This window comes from Kitasatospora sp. HPM-01-4 (assembly GCF_051374625.1).
In the GTDB taxonomy this organism is placed as follows: domain Bacteria; phylum Actinomycetota; class Actinomycetes; order Streptomycetales; family Streptomycetaceae; genus Kitasatospora.
The window spans coordinates 1,700,708-1,721,651 of the sequence record NZ_JBPQGP010000005.1 but is presented as its reverse complement, the minus strand read 5'-3'; the positions used below and the strand labels follow the sequence as shown (position 1 = coordinate 1,721,651).

The window sequence follows — 20,944 nt, the reverse complement described above, 5'->3', positions numbered from 1 at the left end:
CGGGTGTGACAGGGGCAGACCCTAGCCATCCGGCCGTACCTGTTTCAGTACCTCCGGGGGAACGCCAACGGATCATTCTGTGGCGGAAACGTGTATGACCAACTTCCGCCACCCGGCGGTGCGGTCGGGCTTACCCCGGGGGCCGCCCGACCACACCGGTCCGGCTCATGCGCCGGCCAGTACTCCGAGCAGCCGCTCCAGCGAGCCGCCCAGCCCCCAGCGGGCCGAGAGCTCCTCCAGCGTCATCGGGTCCAGCGGCTCGCGCGGCAGCGCGGCGTCCACGTCCGGCACCGGTACGTCGGCCGCCACCCGGACCACCTTCGGCGCGACGTCGAGGTAGGCCGAACCCTCCAGCAGGTTCTTCCGCCGGGCCGGGGTGAGCCGCGAGGACGGGTCCAGCGCCGCCGCCCGGACGGCGGCCAAGTCGCCGTACTCCCGCAGCAGTTGGGAAGCCGTCTTCTCGCCGACCCCCTTCACCCCCGGCAGCCCGTCGCTCGGGTCCCCCCGCAGCGCGGCGAGGTCGGCGTACGAGGCGCCGGTGACGCCGTACTTCTCCAGCAGCACCGCGTCGTCCGTGCGCTGTGCGGAGCCGACCCCCTTCACGGGGTAGAGGACGGTGATCTCCCGTGCGTCGTCCACCAGTTGGAAGAGGTCGCGGTCTCCGGTGACGATCTCCACCGGGCCGGTGGCGCGCGCGGTGAGGGTGCCGATCACGTCGTCGGCCTCGTAGCCGGGGACGCCGATCCTGGCGATGCCGAGCGCGTCCAGCACCTGCTCGATCACCGGCACCTGCGGTGCGAGGGTGTCCGGGATCTCCTCCTCGCCCTCGGTGGCGGCCTCGGCCACCCGGTGGGTCTTGTAGGAGGGGATGAGGTCCACCCGCCACTGCGGCCGCCAGTCGGCGTCCATGCAGGCGACCAGCTGGTCGGGGTGGTGGTCCTGGACCAGGCGGGCGATGAAGTCGAGCAGCCCGCGGACGGCGTTCACGGGCTGCCCGTCCGGGGACTTCACCGACTCGGGTACGCCGAAGTAGGCACGGAAATAGAGGCTCGCCGTGTCGAGCAGCATCAGTCGCGGTGCGGTCACCTTCCAGATGATGCCGCACTGTGTTGGTCGCCCGCTCGCCTCCGGGCGCTCCCCGCGGCAGAGCCGCCGATCGGTGGGGTCGGCGCCGACAGTCTCCCCCAGCCCGGCGGCTGGGAGGTGCCCCCTGTTCCCGCGCTCCCTCGTTCCTCGGTCGCTTCCTCTCTCCTCCCTTACAGCACCGGCGCGCCGCCCCCAGCCTCCGGCCGGGGGTACCCCCTTGGCTCGGGGCGGGGTCGCCCGCTCGCCTCCGGGCGCTCCCCGCGGCGGAGCCGCCGACGGTGGGGTCGGCGCCGACGTTCTCCCCCAGCCCGGCGGCTGGGAGGTGCCCCCTGTTCCCGCGCTCCCTCGTTCCTCGGTCGCTTCCTCTCTCCTCCCACGCGGCGGAGCCGCATATCGGTACTGCGGCACCGGCGCGCCGCCCCCAGCCTCCGGCCGGGGGTACCCCCTTGGCTCGGGGCGGGGTCGCCCGCTCGCCTCCGGGCGCTCCCCGCGGCGGAGCCGCCGGGCGGCCGGTCAGTGCTCGTGCGGGCCGCTGCGGTGGACCGGGCCGTGCGAGTCGGCGCAGTGGTCGGCCGGGTCGGCGCCGGGGGCGTGGGAGATCTGCAGCAGTTCCTGCGAGGCGTCCTCGCCGACGTGGTCCACCTGCAGGGTGGCGTGGGTGATCCGGTAGTCCTCGCGCAGCCGGCGCTGGAGTTCCCGGCGCACCGCGTGGCAGTCGCCGCCCGGGGTGACCAGGATGTGCGCGGAGAGGGCGGGCTGCCCGGAGGTGATCTCCCAGATGTGCAGGTCGTGGATCTCCTCGACCTGGGGGGAGGCCACCAGCTGGTCGGCGATCGCGTCCGGGTCGATCCCGGCGGGCGCGGCCTCCAGGAAGATCCGGCCGGAGTCGCGGACCAGGCCGACACCCGCCTTCAGCATCAGCGCGACCACGATCAGCGAGGCGATGGCGTCCGCCTGCCGGAAGCCGGTGGTCAGGACCACCGCACCGGAGATCGCGGTGGCGATGAACGCGTACAGGTCGGTCAGCACGTGCTGGAAGGCGCCCTCGACGTTCAGCGAGGAGCGGTTGGCCTTGGACATGCACCAGGCGGCCGCGATGTTGACCACGATCCCGACCAGCGCGGTGGCCAGCACCAGCGAACCGGCCACCTCGGGCGGTGCGATCAGCCGCCTGATCGCCTCGTACCCCAGCCAGGCCGAGAGCACCAGCAGGGTGATGCCGTTGGCCTGGGCCGAGAGGATTTCGGCGCGCTTGAGCCCGTAGGTGAATCCGCCCCGGGCCGGGCGGGCGGCGAGCCGCATGGCGACCAGGGCCAGCACGATCGAGGCGGCGTCGGTCAGCATGTGGGCGGCGTCCGAGAGCAGCGCCAGCGACCTGGCGGCGAAGCCGACCGCGACCTCGGCCGCCATGAAGACGACGATCAGCGTCAGTGCGCTGACCAGCCAGCGGCGGTCGGCGTCCGCGGCGACGCCGTGCGAGTGGCCGTGACCGCCATGAGAGTGGCCATGGTCGTGCGCGTGGTCGTGGTCGTGATCGTGCGCGGCCATCGATGTCCTCTCCCGAACGCTCATGAGCCATGGGCCGCCGGTCGGCCCGCACCCGAAGTGAACCCCAGATCGTTGGAAGATCCAAAGGCTGCACTGGTGACCGTTGTCGTTCCCGTTGGCGCCGGCGTTTCCGCAGGTCAGCGATGTCGATGAGGGTGGTGGGCGAAGTCACTCCAGGACCGGCAGCAGGTCGGCGGAGCGCTCCTGGGCCCGGGCCACCACCGCGGCGCCCACCAGTGCCTGCAGCACCCGCAGGTCCTCGCCCTGCTCGGGGTGCCACTGCACCCCGAGGGTGAACCCGCCGCCCTCGACGGCCTCGACGGTGCCGTCCTCGGCGTACGCGGAGACGGTCAGCCCGGCGCCGAGCCGGTCCACCGCCTGGTGGTGGTAGGTCGGGACGGACACCTCGGGCTCCGGAAGCAGCCCGGCCAGCAGCGTCCCCGCGACCGGCCGTACGGCGTGCCGCCCGTACCCCTTCGAGCTGCCCAGGTGCGCCTCGCCCTGTTCCAGATGCTGGATCAGTGTGCCGCCGAGGGCCACGTTCAGCAGCTGCATGCCCCGGCAGATGCCCAGCAGGGGCAGCCCGGTGGCCAGGGCGGCGCGCAGCAGGGCGAGCTCCCAGGCGTCGCGCTCGGGGGTGACCGCGCGGGTCCTCGGGTGCGGCTCGGCGTCGTAGTAGGCGGGGTGGAGGTCGGGGCCGCCGGAGACCACCAGTGCGTCCAGGCGGGTCAGTGCCTCGGGGGCGCGCTGGGGTGCGTCGGGAGGGAGTAGGAAAGCGATTCCACCGGCGGCCTGGACGATCGCGGGGTAGCGGGCGGACAGCAGGACGGCGCGCTGCCGGTCCCAGCTGTCCCAGGTCGCCTCGGTGAGATGGGTGCTGATTCCGATCACGGGTCTGGTCGTCATATCCGGATTCTCCCGTTTCGGATGCTGACCTGCAGTCAATACGCGGCTGTCCGAGCGTGCCTGGAGGTAGGGTCTCCGATATGCCGTTCGTGGCGGTCCGTCGATTTCTCATCGGAATCTCATCGGGAAAGCCCGGAATCGGCGCTCTGCTGATATCGCACTTATCCGGAACCGTTTAGATTCTTCAGCGTGAGCGAGCAGATTCCCGCCGGGTGGTACCCGGACCCGCAGGACACCGCCAGTGAGCCCCGGCCCGAGCGCTGGTGGGACGGGATGGGCTGGACGGCAGCCACCCGTCCGGCGCCCGCCACCCCGACGGGACCGCAGGCCGCCTCCGCGTCGGGTTCGGCGGAGCAGCAGGTGCTGGTCGGCGAGGTGCTGTCCGGTGAGCCGACGGTCCGTTACCCCGATCTGCCACTGGCCGATGCCGTGGCCGGGTACGGCACCGGTGCGCCGCGCACCCGCAGGAAGCCGCCGAAGGCCGTGGTGATCGCCGCGTCCGTGGCCGCGCTCGCCGGTCTGGCCGTCGGCTCGGGCGTCACCTACCTCGCCATGGACCACGGGTCGCACGCGACCGCGGCACCCTACTCCGGCCGGGCCAACCACGGCGGCGGCTTCGGCGGGAACGGCGGTCCGGGATTCGGCGGGCCCGGGGGCAACGGCGGTGGCTCCAACGGCGGTTCCAACGGTGGCGGCAACGGCCTCGGTGGCGGCGGTGGCGGAGGCCTTGGCGGTGGCGGCGGCCTCGGTGGTGGCGGTGGTCTCGGCGGCGGTCTCGGCGGTGGGTCGACCAGCAAGACCGCCGTGGACATGGTCAACGGGATCAGCATCCCGGTCCCGTCCGGCTGGACCGGTGGCACCACCTCCGACGGTTTCGCCGGGCTCACCACCGGCTCGTACGCCTGCGCGGACGGCCAGAACTCCTGCTCTCTCGGCGGTGTGACCACCGGCAGCGTGGACGGTACCGACCCCAAGGCGGCCGCCCAGCAGGACATCGCGGCCGCGGCCAAGGACTCCTACGGCACGATCAAGGGGCACCAGGAGCTGAAGTCCGAGGCCGTCACGGTGAACGGGCAGAGCGGCTACCTGGTCCGCTGGAAGGTCTCCGCCCCTCAGGGCAACGACGGCTACGTCGAGACCGTGGTCTTCCCCGGCGGCAACGGTGGCAACGGGAAGTCCCTGGTCTCGGTCCACCTCGGCTTCGACATCGCCGTCAACGCCCCGTCCGTGGACCAGATGGACTCCATCGTCAGCAGTATCACCGCCTTCAGCGGCGGCTCCGGCGGCAGCGGCCCGGCGACCGGAACCAGCACCTGAGCCGGCCCCGGTAGTCGGGCGGCGCCTCCAGGGGGGGAGACGGGCGGCTTCGCGGCCGTCCGGGCTCCCCGGCCCCGCCGGGAGCGGCCGACGGCTCCGGCGGACGCGTGGCCGGCCCATGCCGGGCCTGGCGCGGTGCCCACCTCGCCCGCCGTACCTCGCCCTTCGGCCGGCTCGGTGAGCCGCCCGGCGGCTCAGAGCTTCGGGCCGAGCGGGCCGTCGATGTTGCCGGTCTGCACCACGGGGCCGTGGAAGGTGCCGCCGGTGATCACGTTCCGGACCGACCCGGACTCCGCCGCCGGGCCGAACTCGGCCAGCAGCCTGCGGAGTTCGTCGGCCGCCGCAGGGTCGGCGGCGAGCGCCCGGCGCAGTTGCCGCGCCCACTCCGAGGCGGCGGCCGTACCGTTCCCGGTGGACCGCACGTCCTCGCGGACCTCGTCCAGCTCCTCGGCGACCTCCGCCGCACGGTCCCGCCCGAACAGGGCCGCGACGCGGTCGCGGACCTGAGTCCACGCCTCGGTCGCCATCAGCCCGACCAGTGTCGTGCCCGCCGACGTCGCCAGCGCCGCGATCTCGGTCTCCATCGGCCACCCCCTCGCTCCCAGAGTGCTCGTCAGCCTAGGACAAGCCGTCGAGGGCTGTCAGGGGAACACCGGCCGAATCCCCCCGCGCGGGCCCGCCGCTCAGAGGAAGGTCTGCCCCTCGCCCCGGTACGTCGGGACGGTGCGCACCACCCGGTCGCCCTCCACCAGGTGCAACCGGTCGAACCGCTCGCACAGTTCGCCCGCCTTGGCGTGCCGGAACCAGACCCGGTCACCGATCAGCAGGTCGTCCGCCGCCGGGCCGAGCAGCGGGGTCTGTACCTCGCCCGCGCCCTCCTGCGGGTCGTAGGCCAGCCCTTCGGGCAGGTACGGGACGGGGGAGCGGTCGGGCCCCGCCGCGCCGGAGGCCGGGTAGCCGCCGCCGAGCACCGTCACCACCCCGACCCCGGGCCGCCGGACCACCGGCTGGGCGAAGAGCGCGGCCGGACGGCCTTGGAAGGAACGGTAGTTGTCGAAGAGCCGGGGCAGGTACAGGCCCGAACCGGCGGCCACCTCGGTCACTGCCCGCTCCGCCGCCGTGGACTCGACGCTGCCGGTGCCACCGCCGTTCACGAACTCGAGCTCCGCGACCTGACGCAGCCGTCGCACCGTCGCGGCGCGGCGCTCGGCCAGCTCGGTCCGCGCCTTCGCCTGCATCAGCCGAACGGCCCCGGAACGGATCGGCCGGCCCGGGATCCGGTCGCCGACGCCCGCGACATGGCCCTCGTAGGCCATCAGCCCCACCACCCGGAAACCCGGCCGGCGCTGGACCAGTTCGGCGAAGGCACCCAGCGCCTGAGGAGTGCGCAGGGGCGAACGCCGGGCGCCGACCCGGATCCGGCCGCCCAGCAGGTGCAGCGAGGTGTCCAGCTCCAGGCAGACCCGGACCTCCTCGCCGCCCGCACGGGCGGCGTCCACCAGATCCAGCTGCGCGGGGTCGTCGACGACCACCGTCACGGCGGCCGCCAGTTCGGGATCACTGGTCAGCAGGGCGAAGTTGGCGCGGTCGGCCGACGGGTAGGCGAGCAGGACGTCCTCGAACCCGGACCGGGCCAGCCAGAGGGACTCGGCCAGCGTGAAGCTCATGATCCCGGCGAAGCCCTCCATCGCCAGCACCCGCTCCAGCAGCGCCCGGCAGCGGACCGACTTGCTCGCCACCCGGATCGGCTTCCCGCCCGCGCGGCGCACCAGATCGGCGGCGTTGGCGTCGAAGGCGGCCAGATCGACGATGGCCAAGGGCGTGTCGAGGTGCGCGGTGGCCCGGTCGTAGCGGGCCCGGTCTGAGGCCGCCCCGGCGGCGAGGAGGTGGACCATGCGCGGCAGCGTCCCACACCGCCCCTACCACTGGGTAGGGGTCGGAGGCTTCCCGACTGGAGTCCCGTACCGGAAGCCTGATCGGCCCAGGTCGTCGGGCGGACGACCCAGGGGGCCGCCTTTGGCCGGGCGGGTGTGGTCCGGCGGGGCCGGTCCGTAAGGTGGCATAGGCTCGGCGGGTGGACCGCAAGAACATCCCGAACCCCGGATTCGCCGACGACGACGGCACCGCCGATCCCCGCCTCACCGCCGCGCTGGCCGCGTGGGCCGAGGACCGGGCCGCCGAGCCCGAACTGCTCGAAGCCCTGACGCCCAGTCGGCTGATGGTCCCGATCGTCGCACTGCTCGGCGAGGTGGAGACCGACGCCAACGGGCTCAAGCACGAGAAGACCAGTGACATGGCCGTACCGGTGATCGAGGCCGCCGACGGCCGTCGCGCCCTGCCGGCCTTCACCTCGCTGGAGACCATGGCCCGCTGGCGGGCCGATGCCCGCCCGGCTCCGGTCGCCGCCCCGCAGGCCGCCATGGTCGCCTTCTCCGAGCGTGCCGACACCCTGCTGATCGACCCCGCAGGGCCGGTCAGCTATCCGCTCGGCGGTGCCCGGCTGCGGGCCGTCGCGGAGAACCGCCCGTATCTGCCGCCCGTCCAGGACCCGGAGGTCCGGGAGGCGCTCCGGGCGCTGCTCGCCGCCGAGCCCGCCGTGCTCCGTGCCGAGCTGCGCGCTTCGGCTCCCTCCGCCGGGACCGACGCGGTGCTGGCGCTCGCCCTCGACCCCGGCGCTCCGGTGCAGGAGACGGCGCAGCGGCTGGCCGCCGCGCTGGCCGGGGACGCACTGCTCCGGGTCCGGCTCAACCAGGGGCTCGACCTGGCCCTCCTCCCGCCCGCGGAGGCACCCGGCGGAGAGCCGCTGTACGTCCGCGGGTGACGCGGCCGCCGATCGGTCCCGTGAAGCACTCAGGGGCGCGGGGAACCGCGTGACCCGGCAGCCGTGTAAGGCGCCTGGCCGTGCGGTCCCCCGCGCCCCCGGGGTGTCGTCCGGCGCGGGCGGGTGCCGTCAGCTGTAGACGGGCCCGGTGAACTTCTCGCCCGGGCCCGAGCCCGGGGCGTCCGGGACCAGGGACGCCTCGCGGAAGGCCAGCTGCAGCGAGCGCAGGCCGTCGCGCAGCGGGGCGGCGTGGAAGTTGCTGATCTCGGGAGCCCCGGCGGTGACCAGACCGGCCAGCGCGGTGATCAGCTTGCGGGCCTCGTCCAGGTCCTTGTCCTTCTCGCCGCCCTCGGCGAGTCCGCACTTGACGGCGGCCGCGCTCATCAGGTGCACCGCGACGGTGGTGATCACCTCGACGGCCGGGACCTCGGCGATGTCGCGGGTGAGGTCGTCGAAGCCGAGGGCCTCGTCGTGCTCGTGGGGCTGGCTGCTCAAGGGGGCTCACTCCGTCGTGGAAAAGGTCTTGCGGTAACCGGTCGGGGTACTCAGGGGTACACAGGGAGCGTACAAGGGGCCGCGGCGGCGCTGACCAGCGCAATGGACTCGACCCCCGGCCGCGGGCGGAATACCTGTCGGGGTCCAAACGCTGGTATGCTTCGAGACTGACCGGCCAGGCAGCCGTACGGACTGCCCGGCCAGCAAGTGGAGGCTCCACTTCAGGAGGCCCGAGAGGGCAACCGCGAAAGTCTCCCACCTGTCCGGCTCAAGGGTCGGAGGGTCCGGTCCGCGACATCGGCCGCAAGGTCCGGTGATTGCCGCAGCGCCCGTCCAGAAGACGGACGCCGCCCCCGGTCGTGTGGAGCCCCGCCTGTGTACCGAGCGGGGCTTTTTTCGTGCCGCGGTGCCTGCACCACAGAGCAGCGCAGCACGAATGAAGCCCCGCCCAGTGGTCGAGTCCACTACGTGCGACCGCCGTCCGACGGCCGCATCGCAGAAGGTGCAACCGAGGAGGCCCCATCAGCACCGAGCCCCGCATCAACGACCGGATTCGCGTCCCCGAGGTGCGACTCGTCGGTCCCAGCGGCGAGCAGGTCGGCATCGTGCCGCTTGCCAAGGCGCTGGAGCTTGCGCAGGAGTACGACCTTGACCTGGTCGAGGTCGCGGCGACCGCTCGGCCGCCGGTGTGCAAGCTCATGGACTATGGCAAGTTCAAGTACGAGTCGGCCATGAAGGCCCGTGAGGCGCGCAAGAACCAGGCGCACACGGTCATCAAGGAGATGAAGCTCCGGCCGAAGATCGACCCGCACGACTATGACACCAAGAAGGGTCACGTCGTCCGGTTCCTCAAGCAGGGCGACAAGGTCAAGATCACGATCATGTTCCGCGGTCGTGAGCAGTCCCGCCCCGAGCTGGGCTTCCGACTGCTGCAGCGGCTCGCGAACGACGTCCAGGACCTGGGATTCGTCGAGTCCTCGGCCAAGCAGGACGGCCGTAACATGATCATGGTTCTTGGCCCGCACAAGAAGAAGACCGAGGCGATGGCCGAGGCCCGCGCCGCAGCGGACGCCCGCAAGGCCGAGCGTCTGGGCCGGAGCGCCGGTCCGGACGACGACGCCGCCGTGGCGGCTGACGACGTTGCGGTCGAGGCCGAGGACGCCGCCGTGGCGGCTGACGACGTTGCGGTCGAGACCGAGGACGTCACCGCTGAGGTCGAGCAGCCGGCCGAGGCCGCCAAGGACGCCTGAGCCCCTCCAGGGCTTGACGGCGGTCCGGGCGGACCGGCCACCGAGGTACCGGGGCAGCCTGCCCTGCGTGCCAGTGATCCATCCAGTTCACCGCCCGCGTTCCCCGGAGCGCGGGCGGTGGGCGGACCGACGAGGAGATACGGCGACATGCCGAAGCAAAAGACCCACAGCGGCGCCAGCAAGCGCTTCAAGATCAGCGGCTCCGGCAAGGTGCTGCGCGAGCGTGCCGGCCGTCGCCACCTGCTCGAGCACAAGCCCTCGACGCTGACCCGCAAGCTGGCCGGCACGGTCGAGATGGCCCCGGCCGACGCCAAGAAGATCAAGAAGCTTCTGGGCAAGTGATCGCCCTCCCGCCAGGGCCGCTACCGCGGACCGGTGGGGCAGCTGATCCTTCCCGACCCATTCGAATGACGGACCACGTGAAGTAATCCGTGGTCCAACCCAAGGAGTAACGAAGTGGCACGCGTCAAGCGGGCAGTCAACGCCCACAAGAAGCGCCGGGTCATCCTGGAGCGCGCCAGCGGCTACCGCGGCCAGCGCTCGCGCCTGTACCGCAAGGCCAAGGAGCAGGTCACCCACTCGCTGGTCTACAACTTCAACGACCGTAAGAAGCGCAAGGGCGACTTCCGTCAGCTGTGGATCCAGCGCATCAACGCTGCGGCCCGTGCCAACGGCATCACCTACAACCGCTTCGTTCAGGGTCTGAAGGCCGCCGGCGTCGAGATCGACCGCAAGATGCTGGCCGAGCTGGCCGTCAACGACCAGGTCGCGTTCGCCGCGCTGGTCGAGGTCGCCCAGAAGGCGCTGCCGGAGGACGTCAACGCCCCCAAGGTCGCCGCCTGATCAAGGCCGGAGCTTCGGCACCGTAGCTGATCCGCTCAGACCCGCAGGCCCGCCGCCTGCGGGTCTGAGTGCTTCCCGAGGGTTCCCGCAGAGCCGCACCCGGCTGTCCACAGCAGCCCGCGGCTGCCCACAGAGAACGAGAGCATGCAGAGCACCGACACCCCCCTGCTCACCTCCGTGCGCTCCCCGCGCGTCGTCGCCGCCCGCAAGCTGGCCCGCCGCAACCAGCGCAGCAAGGAGCGCCGCTTCCTGGCCGAGGGTCCGCAGGCGGTCCGGGAGGCCGTCGCGTACGGGCGGCTGGCGGGCTCGGACGAGCACGCCGTGGTCGAGATCTACCTGACGCCGCAGGCACTGGACCGGCATGCCGACATCGTGGCCGCGGCCGGGGCGCAGGACCTGCCGGTGCTCACCGCCACCGACGAGGTGATCGCCGAGATCTGCGACACCGTGACCCCGCAGGGCATCGTCGCGCTGTGCCGCTTCATCGACACCCCCTTCGAGGAGGTGCTGAAGGCCCGCCCGCAGCTGGTCGCCGTGCTGGCGCACGTGCGCGACCCCGGGAACGCGGGCACCGTGCTGCGCACCGCCGACGCCGCCGGGGCCGACGCGGTGATCCTCACCGACGCCTCGGTGGACCCGTACAACCCGAAGGCCGTCCGGGCCTCGGTGGGCAGCCTGTTCCACCTGCCGGTGGCCACCGGCGTCCCGATCGAGGAGGCGGTCGACCGCCTGCGCCGGGCGGGCGTACGGGTGCTGGCCGCCGACGGCGCGGGGGAGCGCGACCTCGACCAGGAGCTGGACGAGGGCACCCTGGGTGCGCCCGGTGCCTGGGTGTTCGGCAACGAGGCCTGGGGTCTGCCGGAGGAGACCCGCGCACTCGCCGACGAGGTGGTGCGCGTCCCCATTCACGGGCACGCCGAGAGCCTCAACCTCGCCACGGCCGCCGCCGTGTGCCTCTATGCCTCCGCTCGTGCGCAGCGCTCGCCCGGAGGGTGTCGCGCACGGGGGTAGTGGCGCTAGGGTCGGGCCGTGGGGGAACGGACACGGTGGGTAGTGCCACCGATACCAACGCGCGGTGGACCGGGCCTCGGGGCACGGGCCGGGTACGCGGTGGCAGCCTCCGGTGCCGGAGGCTCTGAGCGGGGAGGACGCCCATGGTCGGCAGCGGGTCCCAGGTGAACCCGGACGACCTGCCGGACGGACTGGTGATCGCCGACGCGGCGGGCGAGGTGGTCTGCTTCAACCGTGCCGCCGCCAGGCTCACCGGGATCCGGACGGCCCTCGGCACCCCGCTGGAGCAGGCGCTCCCGCTGGAGGACCTGGACGGCCGCCGCTGGTGGCAGCTGACCGACCCGTACGGGGGGCTGGCGATCCGCACCGGCCAGCCCGAGCGGAACCTGCTGCTGCCCGGCGGCCGCGAGGTGCTGGTCTCCGCCCGCTACGTGCGCGAGCGGCCCTGCGGCCCCGTCCAGCGGGTGGTGGTCGCGCTGCGGGGCACCGAGGCGCGCCGCCGCACCGAGCGCAGCCACGCCGAGCTGATCGCCACCGTCGCGCACGAGCTGCGCTCGCCGCTCACCAGCGTCAAGGGCTTCACCGCCACCCTGCTGGCCAAGTGGGAGCGGTTCACCGACGGGCAGAAGCGGGTGATGCTGGAGACCGTCGACGCCGACGCGGACCGGGTCACCCGCCTGATCGCCGAACTCCTGGACATCTCCCGGATCGACGCCGGCCGGCTGGAGATCCACAAGCAGGTGGTGGACCTGGCGGCGGCGGTGCGGCGGCACGTGGACGGCAAGGTCGCCGCCGGGATCCCGGCCGAGCGCTTCGACATCAGGGTCACCGAGCCGCTCACCGAGCTCTGGGCCGACCCCGACAAGATCGACCAGGTGCTGGCCAACCTGCTGGAAAATGCGGTGCGGCACGGCGAGGGAACTGTCACGATCGAGGTGGCGCCCGCCAAGGAACTGGTGGAGGCGGCCGGCTGGGAGCGTCCCGGCACCCCGCCCAGGGCCCAGGAGGGCCGAGTCATCGAAGGGACCGCGGTCACCGTGAGCGACGAAGGCACCGGCATCCCCGAGGAGTCGATGCCACGCGTCTTCACCCGCTTCTGGCGCGGCTCCAAGCGCGGCGGTACCGGCCTCGGCCTTTACATCGTCAAGGGCATCGTCGAGGCCCACGGCGGCACCATCAGGATCAGCCGCGCGCCCGGCGGCGGCGCCCGGTTCCGATTTATCCTGCCCGCCGGTGTGCCGGACTTCATGCTCTGAAGTCCCACCGGCGGGCCACAGCGGCACCGCCCCGCCACGCGGTGCCCCGGAGGCGACGAGCAGCACCCCGGGGCCGCGAGGGGCCGTGCGGCGTCCGACGCGCGGTTGACCCCGCCGAGGACGCCGCCCGGCGGGCGCTGCGGCGCGGACGCCCGCCAGGGCGTGTACGCGCTGCGACTACACTCGACCTTTGGCGTTGTGGGACGCCCTGCGCGGCCGCGCCGCGGACACCCTTCCTGACCGGTGCGGGAGCGGCTGCCCGTGCCACGGCCACGCCGGGCGTAGCGCAAGGGCGAGACGGACCCCTTCACTTCACGAGCAGGAGCACGGGAAAGATAGCGATGTCGGCACCCAATAAGTCGTACGACCCGGTAGAGGTCGAGGCATTGAAGCCCGAGGTGGTGGAGCAGGCCAGGGACGGGGCGATCGCCGCGTTCGCGGCGGCCGGCGACCTGGCGCAGCTGAAGGAGGCGAAGGTCGCGCACACCGGCGACCGCTCGCCGCTCGCGCTCGCCAACCGCGAGATCGGCGCGCTGCCCCCGCAGGCCAAGGCCGCCGCGGGCAAGCTGATCGGCCAGGCCCGTGGCGCCGTCAACAAGGCCCTGGCCAAGCGCCAGGCCGAGCTCGAGGCGGAGCGCGACGCCCGGGTGCTGGTCGAGGAGGCGGTGGACGTCACCCTGCCGTACGACCGCACCCCGCGCGGCGCCCGCCACCCGCTGACCACCCTCGCCGAGCGGATCGAGGACACCTTCGTGGCCATGGGCTACGAGGTCGCCTCCGGGCCCGAGGTCGAGGCCGAGTGGCTCAACTTCGACGCCCTCAACCTGCACCCGGACCACCCGGCCCGGTCCATGCAGGACACCTTCTTCGTCCAGGCCCCGGACGGTTCGCCCGACTCCGGTGTGGTGCTGCGCACCCAGACCTCGCCGGTGCAGATCCGCACCATGCTCGACCGCCAGCCCCCGCTGTACGCGGTCAGCCCCGGCCGGGTCTACCGGACCGACGAGCTGGACGCCACCCACACCCCGGTCTTCCGCCAGGTCGAGGGCATCGCGGTGGACGAGGGCATCACCTTCGCCGACCTCAAGGGCACCATCGAGCACCTGGTCGAGAAGCTGATCGGCGGCCACCTCGAACTGCGCTGGCGGCCCTCGTACTTCCCGTTCACCGAGCCGAGCGCCGAGGTGGACCTGCAGTGCTTCGTCTGCCGGGGAGCCAGCGTCGGCAACCCGGACCAGCCCTGCCGGACCTGCTCCTCGGAGGGCTGGATCGAGCTCGGCGGCTGCGGCGTGGTCAACCCGCGCGTGCTGGTCGCCTGCGGTGTCGACCCGGCCCGCTACAGCGGCTTCGCCTTCGGCCTGGGCCTGGAGCGGATCCTGATGAATCGTCACAACGTCGCCGACATGCGCGACATGGTCGAGGGTGACGTGCGCTTCACCCTCCCGTTCGGGATGGAGATCTGATGCGCGTCCCGCTTTCCTGGCTGCGCGAGTACGTCGACCTTCCGGCGGGTGAGACCGGCCGCGACGTCGCGGCCCGCCTGGTCCGCGCGGGCCTCGAGGTCGAGACCGTCGAGCAGCTCGGCGGCGACCTCAAGGGCCCGATCGTGGTCGGCGAGGTGCTCTCGATCGAGGAGCTGACCGGCTTCAAGAAGCCGATCCGGCACTGCTTCGTCAACGTCGGCGACGCCAACGGCACCGGCGAGCCGCAGGAGATCGTCTGCGGTGCGCGCAACTTCGCCGTCGGCGACAAGGTCGTGGTCGTCCTCCCGGGCGCCGTGCTGCCCGGCCCGTTCCCGATCGCCGCGCGGCAGACCTACGGCCACACCTCGGCCGGCATGATCTGCTCCACCCGCGAGCTGGGCATGGGCGACGACCACGACGGCATCCTGGTGCTGGAGCCGCACCACGAGGTGGGCACCGACGCCATCGAGCTGCTCCAGCTGGTCGACGAGGTCCTGGACATCGCCGTCACCCCGGACCGCGGCTACTGCCTGTCCATGCGCGGTGTGGCCCGCGAGGCCGCCGCCGCGTACGGGCTGCCGCTGGCCGACCCGGCGCTGCTGGACGTGCCCCCGGCCAACGCCGACGGCTACCCGGTCAAGGTCGCCGACCCGGCCGGCTGCGACCGCTTCGTCGCCCGTACCGTCACCGGTGTCGACCCGACCGCGCAGTCGCCGATCTGGCTGCAGCGCCGGCTGCAGAAGTCGGGCATCCGCCCGATCTCGCTGACCGTCGACATCACCAACTACGTGATGCTGGAGGTCGGCCAGCCGCTGCACGCCTACGACCGCCAGCGGGTGGACGGCCCGATCCTGGTCCGCCGCGCGGAGCAGGGCGAGAAGCTCACCACCCTGGACGGCGTCGAGCGCAAGCTGTCCCCCGAGGACCTGCTGATCTGCGACAGCTCCGGGCCGATCGGCCTGGCCGGGGTCATGGGCGGGGCCTCCACCGAGATCCTCGACCCGGCCGCGGGCCCGGGCACCACCGAGGTGATCGTCGAGGCCGCGCACTTCGACCCGGTCTCGGTCGCCCGTACCGCCAAGCGGCACAAGCTGCCCTCCGAGGCGTCCAAGCGCTTCGAGCGCGGCGTCGACCCGGAGGCAGCCCGCGCCGCCGCCCAGCGCGCGGTGGACCTGCTGGTCCTGATCGCCGGCGGCACCGCCGAGGCCGGTGTCACCGACATCGCCGCCCCGCACCCGCTGCGCACCATCCAGATCGCCGCCGACCTGCCGGACCGGGTCGCGGGCACCGAGTACGGCCGCGAGACCGTCACCCGGCGCCTGCAGGAGATCGGCTGCACCGTGATCGGCGCGGACGTCCTGGAGGTCACCCCGCCGACCTGGCGCCCCGACCTCACCGACCCGTACGACCTCGCGGAGGAGGTCATCCGCCTGGAGGGCTACGACAACGTGCCCGCCCGGATGCCCACCGTCCCGCCGGGCCGCGGGCTGAGCGAGGCCCAGCGCTTCGACCGCCGCGCGGGCGTGGCGCTGGCCGGGGCCGGCTACGTCGAGGTGCTGAACTACCCGTTCATCGGCGAGAGCGTGCTGGACGCGCTCGGCCTGGAGAAGGACGACGAGCGCCGCCGCACGGTCCGGCTGGTCAACCCGCTGAACGACGAGGAGCCGTCGCTGCGGACCTCGCTGCTGCCGGGCCTGCTCGGCGCGCTGCGCCGCAACGTCGGCCGGGGCAACACCGATCTGGCGCTGTTCGAGACGGGCACGGTCTTCCTGCCGAAGGCGGAGCTGAAGGTCGCGCCGCGGCTGCCGGTCGACCGCCGTCCGGTCGCGGAGGAGCTCGCCGCCCTGGACGCGGCGCTGCCGAACCAGCCGCGCCGGATCGCGGTGGCGCTCGCGGGTGAGCGGCTGCCGTCCGGCTGGTGGGGCAAGGGCGGTGCCTCCAGCTGGGCGGACGCGATCGAGGCGGCCCGTACGGTGGCCGGTGCGGCCAACGTCGAGCTGACGGTCCGTCAGGCCAAGCTCGCCCCCTGGCACCCGGGCCGCTGCGCCGAACTGGCCGTCGGCGACCGGGTGGTGGGCTACGCGGGTGAGCTGCACCCGCGCGTCATCAAGGCGCTGAACCTGCCCGAGCGCACCAGCGTGATGGAGCTCGACCTGGACCTGCTGTTCGCCGACGGCGCACGGCGGGTGGACGGTCCGGCGGTGTCCTCGTACCCCGTGGCCACCCAGGACGTCGCCCTGATCGTGGACTCCGCCGTCCCGGCCGCCGAGGTGGAGACCGCGCTGCGCGAGGGCGCGGGCGAACTGCTGGAGTCCATCCGGCTGTTCGACGTCTTCACCGGCGCGCAGGCGGGCGAGGGCAAGAAGTCGCTGGCGTACTCGCTGCGCTTCCGTGCCGCCGACCGTACGCTGACGGCGGACGAGGCCTCGGCCGCGCGCGAGTCCGCCGTGGCGGCCGCCTCGGCCCGTACGGGCGCGGTGCTGCGCGGCGCGTGATGCGCTGACGGTACCCCAAGGGCCCCCGGAGCTTTCGGCTCCGGGGGCCCTTCGGTGTTTTCGAGTGAAGCCGGCCGGTCCCGACGGGGCCGCTGCGACCCGGGAAGTCGCCCCGCTGTCACGGCTGTTGGGCCGGGGCGACGGCCGAGGCGGGTTCGGATCCGGCGCTCCGGAACCCTTGCGGTGGGCATGCCGGTCTGCGTTAATCGTTTCGTCAAGGGACGGTTAGGAAAGTTTCCTAACGGCCACCATGCCGCGGGCACCCCTGTGCCCGGCGACAGAGGACGGAGCGTCATATGCACTCGCAGCACCGGGCCGGCCGTATCGCCATCGCAGTCGCGCTTGCCGTACTTCCCGCAACGCTCGCCACCGCAGGGATCGGACATGCGGCCGCTCCCGCCGCCGTGGCCGTGAAGGCCGGGGCCGGCCTGGACGACCCGCACAAGAAGGACATCGCCATGCAGCTGGTGTCCAGCGCCGAGAACTCCTCGCTGGACTGGAAGGCCCAGTACAAGTACATCGAGGACATCGGCGACGGCCGTGGCTACACCGGCGGGATCATCGGATTCACCTCCGGCACCGGTGACATGCTCGAACTCGTCCAGCACTACACCGACCTGAAGCCCGGCAACATCCTCGCCAAGTACCTGCCGGCGCTGAAGAAGGTCAACGGCTCGGACTCGCACGCCGGCCTCGGCACGCCGTTCACCAAGGACTGGGCCACCGCCGCCAAGGACACCGTCTTCCAGCAGGCGCAGAACGACGAGCGCGACCGGGTCTACTTCAACCCGGCGGTGGGACAGGCCAAGTCGGACGGGCTGCGCGCGCTCGGCCAGTTCATCTACTACGACGCCATCGTGATGCACGGCCCGGGCGACGACTCGGACAGCTTCGGCGGAATCCGCGCCGCCGCCATGAAGAAGGCCAGGACGCCCGCCCAGGGCGGCGACGAGGCCGCCTACCTCAACGCCTTCCTGGACGTCCGCAAGGCCGTCATGAAGAAGGAGGAGGCGCACAGCGACACCAGCAGGGTCGACACCGAGCAGCGGGTCTTCCTGAAGGCCGGGAACTTCGACCTCAACCCGCCGCTGAAGTGGAAGGTCTACGGCGACCCGTACACCATCAACAGCTGATCACGGCCGGGTGAGGTGCCGCCCGCGGGGCGCCGTCCGAAGCGGACGGCGCCCCGCGGCCTGCTCGGTCGATCCCGGGCCTGGGGTGTCCGGTCGGCTGTTCCCGGGCCGGTCGGTCCCGGATCAGCCCCGGTTCCGGGGCAACCGGCTCAGTACGCAGTGCCGTTCGCGAAGTCGGTCGCGAAGGTGTTCTCGACGCCGTTGAGCACGCCCTGGTCGTTGATGATCAGGCCCAGCTCGCGGTTGTTGTTGAGCGAGTTGTCGGAGAAGTTCTCCGAACCCGCGAAGACCTCGGCGGTGGCGGTGCCGTAGTCCGCGACGATGGCCTTGGCGTGGATGTACAGGCCGGTGGTGGAGGAGTAGGTGACCACCGAGCCGCCGGCCGCGGTCACCTGGTCGAAGTTGTCCCCGTAGCTGCTCGGGTCCATGCCGACCACCCGCACGGTCACCCCGCGCTGCTCGGCCGCCACGATGGCGTTCACCAGGGCGGTGTCGCTGAACTCCAGCTCCTCGACGTCCAGGGAGTGCTGGGCGTTGTTGATCAGGTTGAGCAGCTGGCTCTGCGAGTCGGTGGGGGACCAGACCAGGTTGTCGCCGTCGGCCGGGGTGACGGAGGTCTTGGCGTAGTCCGCGTTGAAGACCTGCTCGATCGCCGCGACATCGGCCTGGTCGTTGTCGAAGACGCCGTAGTCACGGCTGGAGGAGTAGTACGTGGAGTCCAGGTTCCCGGTCAGGATCAGGGACTTGGAGCCGTCGACCGTGATGGTCTTCTGGTGCGTGTAGACGTACGCCGAGGAGGAGTACGTCACGCCGACGCCCGCCGCCTTGAGCGCGGAGTAGGCCGAGCCGTTCACCGAGGTGTGCTTGGCGTCCAGGATCACCCGGACGTTCACCCCGGCCTTCTCCCGGTTCACCAGTGCGGCCACCGCGGTGGTGTCGCGCAGCTCGTACATGGTCACATCGACCGAGGTGGTGGCCGAGTTGATGAAGTTGTAGACCGCGCTGTGGTCCTGGTCCGGGAAGGTGAGCAGCGAGTAGCCGCCGGTCGCCGCGGGCGCCTGGCCGGCGCCCGCGAGCAGGGCGATCGCGGACAGCAGCGCGGTACCGGCGGCGGCGCAGGAGCGACGGGCGAGGGTGAATCTGGACATGCTGAACTCCGGCTCCGGGAAAGGGGGATGGACCCCTGACAGTGGGGGGTGGGCCTTTTGATGGTGCTCAGCCATGGTGGGGCTGCCGGAGTTTACGCGGGTAGATGCAGAAGGTTAATTTCTGACGGCGCGACAGGTTCCTGATTTTGGCGATTTCTTTAGCGCGCGACCCTTGTGTGCCGCCTGGTCCATCGGTTCCCAAAGCCCGTGACGGGCAGTCGGGAAATCATCCCGACTGCCCGTCACGGTGTCTGTGGTTCCTGGCGGTTGTACTGAAACGCTGCGGTGACTCGCCGGGTCACTTGCGCAGCAGCAGGATGACCGCCGAGGTCACCAGGCCGAGCACCACGGCGGCGGCGCCGTAGGCCAGTCGGTGCGAGCGCAGTACCGGCAGGAAGCGGTCGAGGGCGATCCGGCCGGGGCCGGTCAGGGCTATACCGGCGGCGCCGGCCGTCAGCAGCAGCTCGTACTCGACGCCCTTCGGGGCGAAGAAGCCGCCGCCCCAGACGACCGCGAGCGCGTTGACCATCGTGCCGACCAGTGCCGCGCCGGCGAGCGGGGTGAGCAGGCCCACGGCCAGGCCGAGTCCGCCGAGGGTCTCGGTGAGGCCCGCCACCACGGCCATCGCCTTGCCGGCCGGGTAGCCGCTCATGGTGAAGAAGGCGCCGGTGCCGTCGATGCCCCCGCCGCCGAACCAGCCGAACAGCTTCTGGCTGCCGTGGGCCGCCATGGTCAGGCCCAGGGCGAGGCGGATCAGCAGTAGTCCGATGTCGTGTGCGTGCGGGGAGGTCGACGACCTCCAGTCGGTCTCCCGTTCGGTGCGGGCGGCGGAAGCGAGGGCAGTCAGGTTCGGCATGCGTGTCTCCAGCGCTCGGGGATTGATTCAAATTTGAACCGAGGGGGAGGTTCGACCGTACCCGATGATTCAAATTCGAACAAATCCCCCGATGGCGCGGCGCGTGAACTGCCGACCCGTCAGATCACCTGCGGTACATGATCTTCATCCGGCCCTCACGGGCCCACCGATACCGAAAGCACCGGCGCCCGGACCGGAGAACCGGGCCGGGCGGTGGTGGGGAGGGGTCTGGGGCTCGTGGTGCAGGCGTAGAAGCCCCGGTCGGACCTGGCTCGGGCGCCAGGGCAGGGTGGCGTGCGCGGTCGGCCGGCTGTCGGAGGCGCGCCTGCCGGTCTATGGCAGGTGGCGGACGGTGTTGCCGGGTTCGTCCAGCCAGACGCGCTGGCCGCCGGCGGTGACGGTCAGGCCGAACCGGTCGATGCCGGGGCGGCCGTTGAGGAGCCGCCAGGCGTACGCCGCCGCGAACTCGTCCCACAGCTGCCGGGCGCCGTACCGGCGGACCCGGTGGACCTGCTCGCCGTCGCGGAACGTGACCGATGCCCACGCAGGGTCGCCGAGGCTGTACAGCCACAGTGTTCGGCTGCCGTCGTCGTGCTCCTGAAGGGCGTGCGTGACCTCGGGCAGGCGCAGGCCGATCGCGAACGGGAACGGGTCGAACCGCCCGTGCGGTGGGAGCGTCACGGTGGTGGTGGTCTCCGCGACCTGGCCCCCGTCGGCCGGGGAGTCGGGCCACACCAGCCGCTGGGAGCGCATCTTTCTCGCGGGACCCGGCCTGCGGGGCGTCCGTGCGATCAGGCCCCGATGTGGCCCTCGATGTACCGCTGGCGCTGGATCCAGCCTCTGGCCGTGTCACGGATCGCGAAGGTTTCGCGCTCGCCGTTGTTCTCGACGAAGGTCCCGGTGGCGGTGTTCCTGACCGCCCAGAGCTGCCGGCCCCGGTCATCCGGTGGGAGCCGGACGAGCTCGTATCCGGTCATCACGCTTTCCTGTCCGGGCAGTTGGGGGATCCGCACTCGCAGAACGGGAACCCCTTCGGGACGCCGCGCCGAGTGAGCAGCCTGTCCGCGGCTGCCGGGTCGTAGTCGTCCAGGGGCTGCCAGCCCTCCGGCGCGAGCACCCGGCGGCGTCGCTCGGCTCTGTACTCCTCGTACGTCCTCTGGGTTCTCACCGGCCGTGCACCACGCAGTCGATGCAGCGGCCCCGGTCGCGCACCACCAGCTCGCCGATGCGCTCGGGCGGCGCCACGGAGTCGAAGTGCAGCGGCACGTCGGTGGTTCCACAGGTGCGGCACGAAGGGCCGCCCTGCTGCGTCTCTG

21 protein-coding genes are annotated in these 20,944 nt (G+C 72.2%); 10 read left to right on the top strand and 11 right to left on the bottom strand.

Annotation, left to right across the window (positions count from 1 at the left end; translation table 11 throughout):
• Window positions 1–165: 165 nt before the first annotated feature.
• The 3 genes from ACSMTC_RS07420 to ACSMTC_RS07410 all read right to left on the bottom strand — a co-directional run bounded on the left by ACSMTC_RS07420 (window position 166) and on the right by ACSMTC_RS07410 (window position 3,540).
• Window positions 166–1,068: a 5'-3' exonuclease gene (locus tag ACSMTC_RS07420; RefSeq protein WP_436564614.1), complete on the bottom strand. Its 903-nt coding sequence runs from the start codon at window positions 1,066–1,068 to the stop codon at window positions 166–168.
• 531 nt (window positions 1,069–1,599) lie between these two features.
• On the bottom strand, window positions 1,600–2,634 hold the full coding sequence (locus ACSMTC_RS07415) for a cation diffusion facilitator family transporter (RefSeq protein ID WP_436558840.1): 1,035 nt from the start codon (window positions 2,632–2,634) through the stop codon (window positions 1,600–1,602).
• Window positions 2,635–2,802: 168 nt separating this feature from the next.
• Complete coding sequence (locus tag ACSMTC_RS07410; protein WP_436558839.1) at window positions 2,803–3,540, bottom strand: gamma-glutamyl-gamma-aminobutyrate hydrolase family protein; 738 nt, start codon at window positions 3,538–3,540, stop codon at window positions 2,803–2,805.
• Between the two features lie 189 nt (window positions 3,541–3,729).
• Between ACSMTC_RS07410 and ACSMTC_RS07405 the strand changes: the two genes are divergently transcribed.
• A complete protein-coding gene (locus ACSMTC_RS07405; RefSeq protein WP_436558838.1) occupies window positions 3,730–4,857 on the top strand; it encodes a DUF2510 domain-containing protein in 1,128 nt (375 codons plus the stop codon).
• A gap of 194 nt (window positions 4,858–5,051) precedes the next feature.
• On the opposite strand, the gene ACSMTC_RS07400 is transcribed toward ACSMTC_RS07405, so the two are convergent.
• Window positions 5,052–5,441: a hypothetical protein gene (locus ACSMTC_RS07400; protein WP_436558837.1), complete on the bottom strand. Its 390-nt coding sequence runs from the start codon at window positions 5,439–5,441 to the stop codon at window positions 5,052–5,054.
• 99 nt (window positions 5,442–5,540) lie between these two features.
• Window positions 5,541–6,752 carry an amino acid deaminase/aldolase gene (locus tag ACSMTC_RS07395; RefSeq protein WP_436558836.1) on the bottom strand — a complete coding sequence of 404 codons (1,212 nt, stop codon included), beginning with the start codon at window positions 6,750–6,752 and terminating at the stop codon, window positions 5,541–5,543.
• A gap of 179 nt (window positions 6,753–6,931) precedes the next feature.
• Between ACSMTC_RS07395 and ACSMTC_RS07390 the strand changes: the two genes are divergently transcribed.
• Window positions 6,932–7,678 carry an SseB family protein gene (locus ACSMTC_RS07390; protein WP_436558835.1) on the top strand — a complete coding sequence of 249 codons (747 nt, stop codon included), beginning with the start codon at window positions 6,932–6,934 and terminating at the stop codon, window positions 7,676–7,678.
• 129 nt (window positions 7,679–7,807) lie between these two features.
• Here the strand turns inward: ACSMTC_RS07390 and ACSMTC_RS07385 are convergent, their stop codons facing one another.
• A complete protein-coding gene (locus ACSMTC_RS07385) occupies window positions 7,808–8,173 on the bottom strand; it encodes a DUF1844 domain-containing protein (protein WP_436558834.1) in 366 nt (121 codons plus the stop codon).
• 521 nt (window positions 8,174–8,694) lie between these two features.
• On the opposite strand from ACSMTC_RS07385, the gene infC reads away from it, so the two are divergent.
• The 8 genes from infC (at window position 8,695) to ACSMTC_RS07345 (ending at window position 17,624) form a co-directional block, all read left to right on the top strand.
• A complete protein-coding gene (gene infC / locus ACSMTC_RS07380; protein ID WP_436564613.1) occupies window positions 8,695–9,423 on the top strand; it encodes a translation initiation factor IF-3 in 729 nt (242 codons plus the stop codon).
• Between the two features lie 147 nt (window positions 9,424–9,570).
• Window positions 9,571–9,765 carry a 50S ribosomal protein L35 gene (gene rpmI, locus ACSMTC_RS07375; protein WP_030286227.1) on the top strand — a complete coding sequence of 65 codons (195 nt, stop codon included), beginning with the start codon at window positions 9,571–9,573 and terminating at the stop codon, window positions 9,763–9,765.
• 114 nt (window positions 9,766–9,879) lie between these two features.
• A complete protein-coding gene (gene rplT, locus ACSMTC_RS07370) occupies window positions 9,880–10,266 on the top strand; it encodes a 50S ribosomal protein L20 (protein WP_436558833.1) in 387 nt (128 codons plus the stop codon).
• A gap of 144 nt (window positions 10,267–10,410) precedes the next feature.
• Window positions 10,411–11,277, top strand: a complete 867-nt coding sequence (locus ACSMTC_RS07365) for a TrmH family RNA methyltransferase (RefSeq protein ID WP_436558832.1) — start codon at window positions 10,411–10,413, stop codon at window positions 11,275–11,277.
• 143 nt (window positions 11,278–11,420) lie between these two features.
• Window positions 11,421–12,533, top strand: coding sequence for a sensor histidine kinase (locus ACSMTC_RS07360; RefSeq protein ID WP_436558831.1), 1,113 nt, complete (start codon window positions 11,421–11,423; stop codon window positions 12,531–12,533).
• A 341-nt stretch (window positions 12,534–12,874) separates the two neighbouring features.
• On the top strand, window positions 12,875–13,996 hold the full coding sequence (pheS, locus tag ACSMTC_RS07355) for a phenylalanine--tRNA ligase subunit alpha (protein ID WP_436558830.1): 1,122 nt from the start codon (window positions 12,875–12,877) through the stop codon (window positions 13,994–13,996).
• Window positions 13,996–16,491: a phenylalanine--tRNA ligase subunit beta gene (gene pheT, locus ACSMTC_RS07350; RefSeq protein ID WP_436558829.1), complete on the top strand. Its 2,496-nt coding sequence runs from the start codon at window positions 13,996–13,998 to the stop codon at window positions 16,489–16,491. The genes pheS and pheT overlap by 1 nt, the downstream gene beginning before the upstream one ends.
• Before the next feature lie 296 nt (window positions 16,492–16,787).
• Window positions 16,788–17,624, top strand: a complete 837-nt coding sequence (locus tag ACSMTC_RS07345) for a chitosanase (RefSeq protein WP_436558828.1) — start codon at window positions 16,788–16,790, stop codon at window positions 17,622–17,624.
• A gap of 149 nt (window positions 17,625–17,773) precedes the next feature.
• On the opposite strand, the gene ACSMTC_RS07340 is transcribed toward ACSMTC_RS07345, so the two are convergent.
• The 5 genes from ACSMTC_RS07340 to ACSMTC_RS07320 all read right to left on the bottom strand — a co-directional run bounded on the left by ACSMTC_RS07340 (window position 17,774) and on the right by ACSMTC_RS07320 (window position 20,796).
• Complete coding sequence (locus ACSMTC_RS07340) at window positions 17,774–18,772, bottom strand: phospholipase D-like domain-containing protein (RefSeq protein ID WP_436558827.1); 999 nt, start codon at window positions 18,770–18,772, stop codon at window positions 17,774–17,776.
• 298 nt (window positions 18,773–19,070) lie between these two features.
• The gene (locus ACSMTC_RS07335; protein WP_436558826.1) at window positions 19,071–19,628 is read right to left on the bottom strand and encodes a DoxX family protein; all 558 of its coding nucleotides are present in this window, start codon (window positions 19,626–19,628) and stop codon (window positions 19,071–19,073) included.
• 333 nt (window positions 19,629–19,961) lie between these two features.
• On the bottom strand, window positions 19,962–20,381 hold the full coding sequence (locus ACSMTC_RS07330; RefSeq protein ID WP_436558825.1) for a hypothetical protein: 420 nt from the start codon (window positions 20,379–20,381) through the stop codon (window positions 19,962–19,964).
• Window positions 20,382–20,419: 38 nt separating this feature from the next.
• A complete protein-coding gene (locus tag ACSMTC_RS07325) occupies window positions 20,420–20,605 on the bottom strand; it encodes a hypothetical protein (RefSeq protein WP_436558824.1) in 186 nt (61 codons plus the stop codon).
• Entirely contained in the window at window positions 20,605–20,796 is a 192-nt protein-coding gene (locus tag ACSMTC_RS07320; protein WP_436558823.1) for a hypothetical protein, read from the bottom strand. The genes ACSMTC_RS07325 and ACSMTC_RS07320 overlap by 1 nt, the downstream gene beginning before the upstream one ends.
• Window positions 20,797–20,944 lie beyond the last annotated feature (148 nt).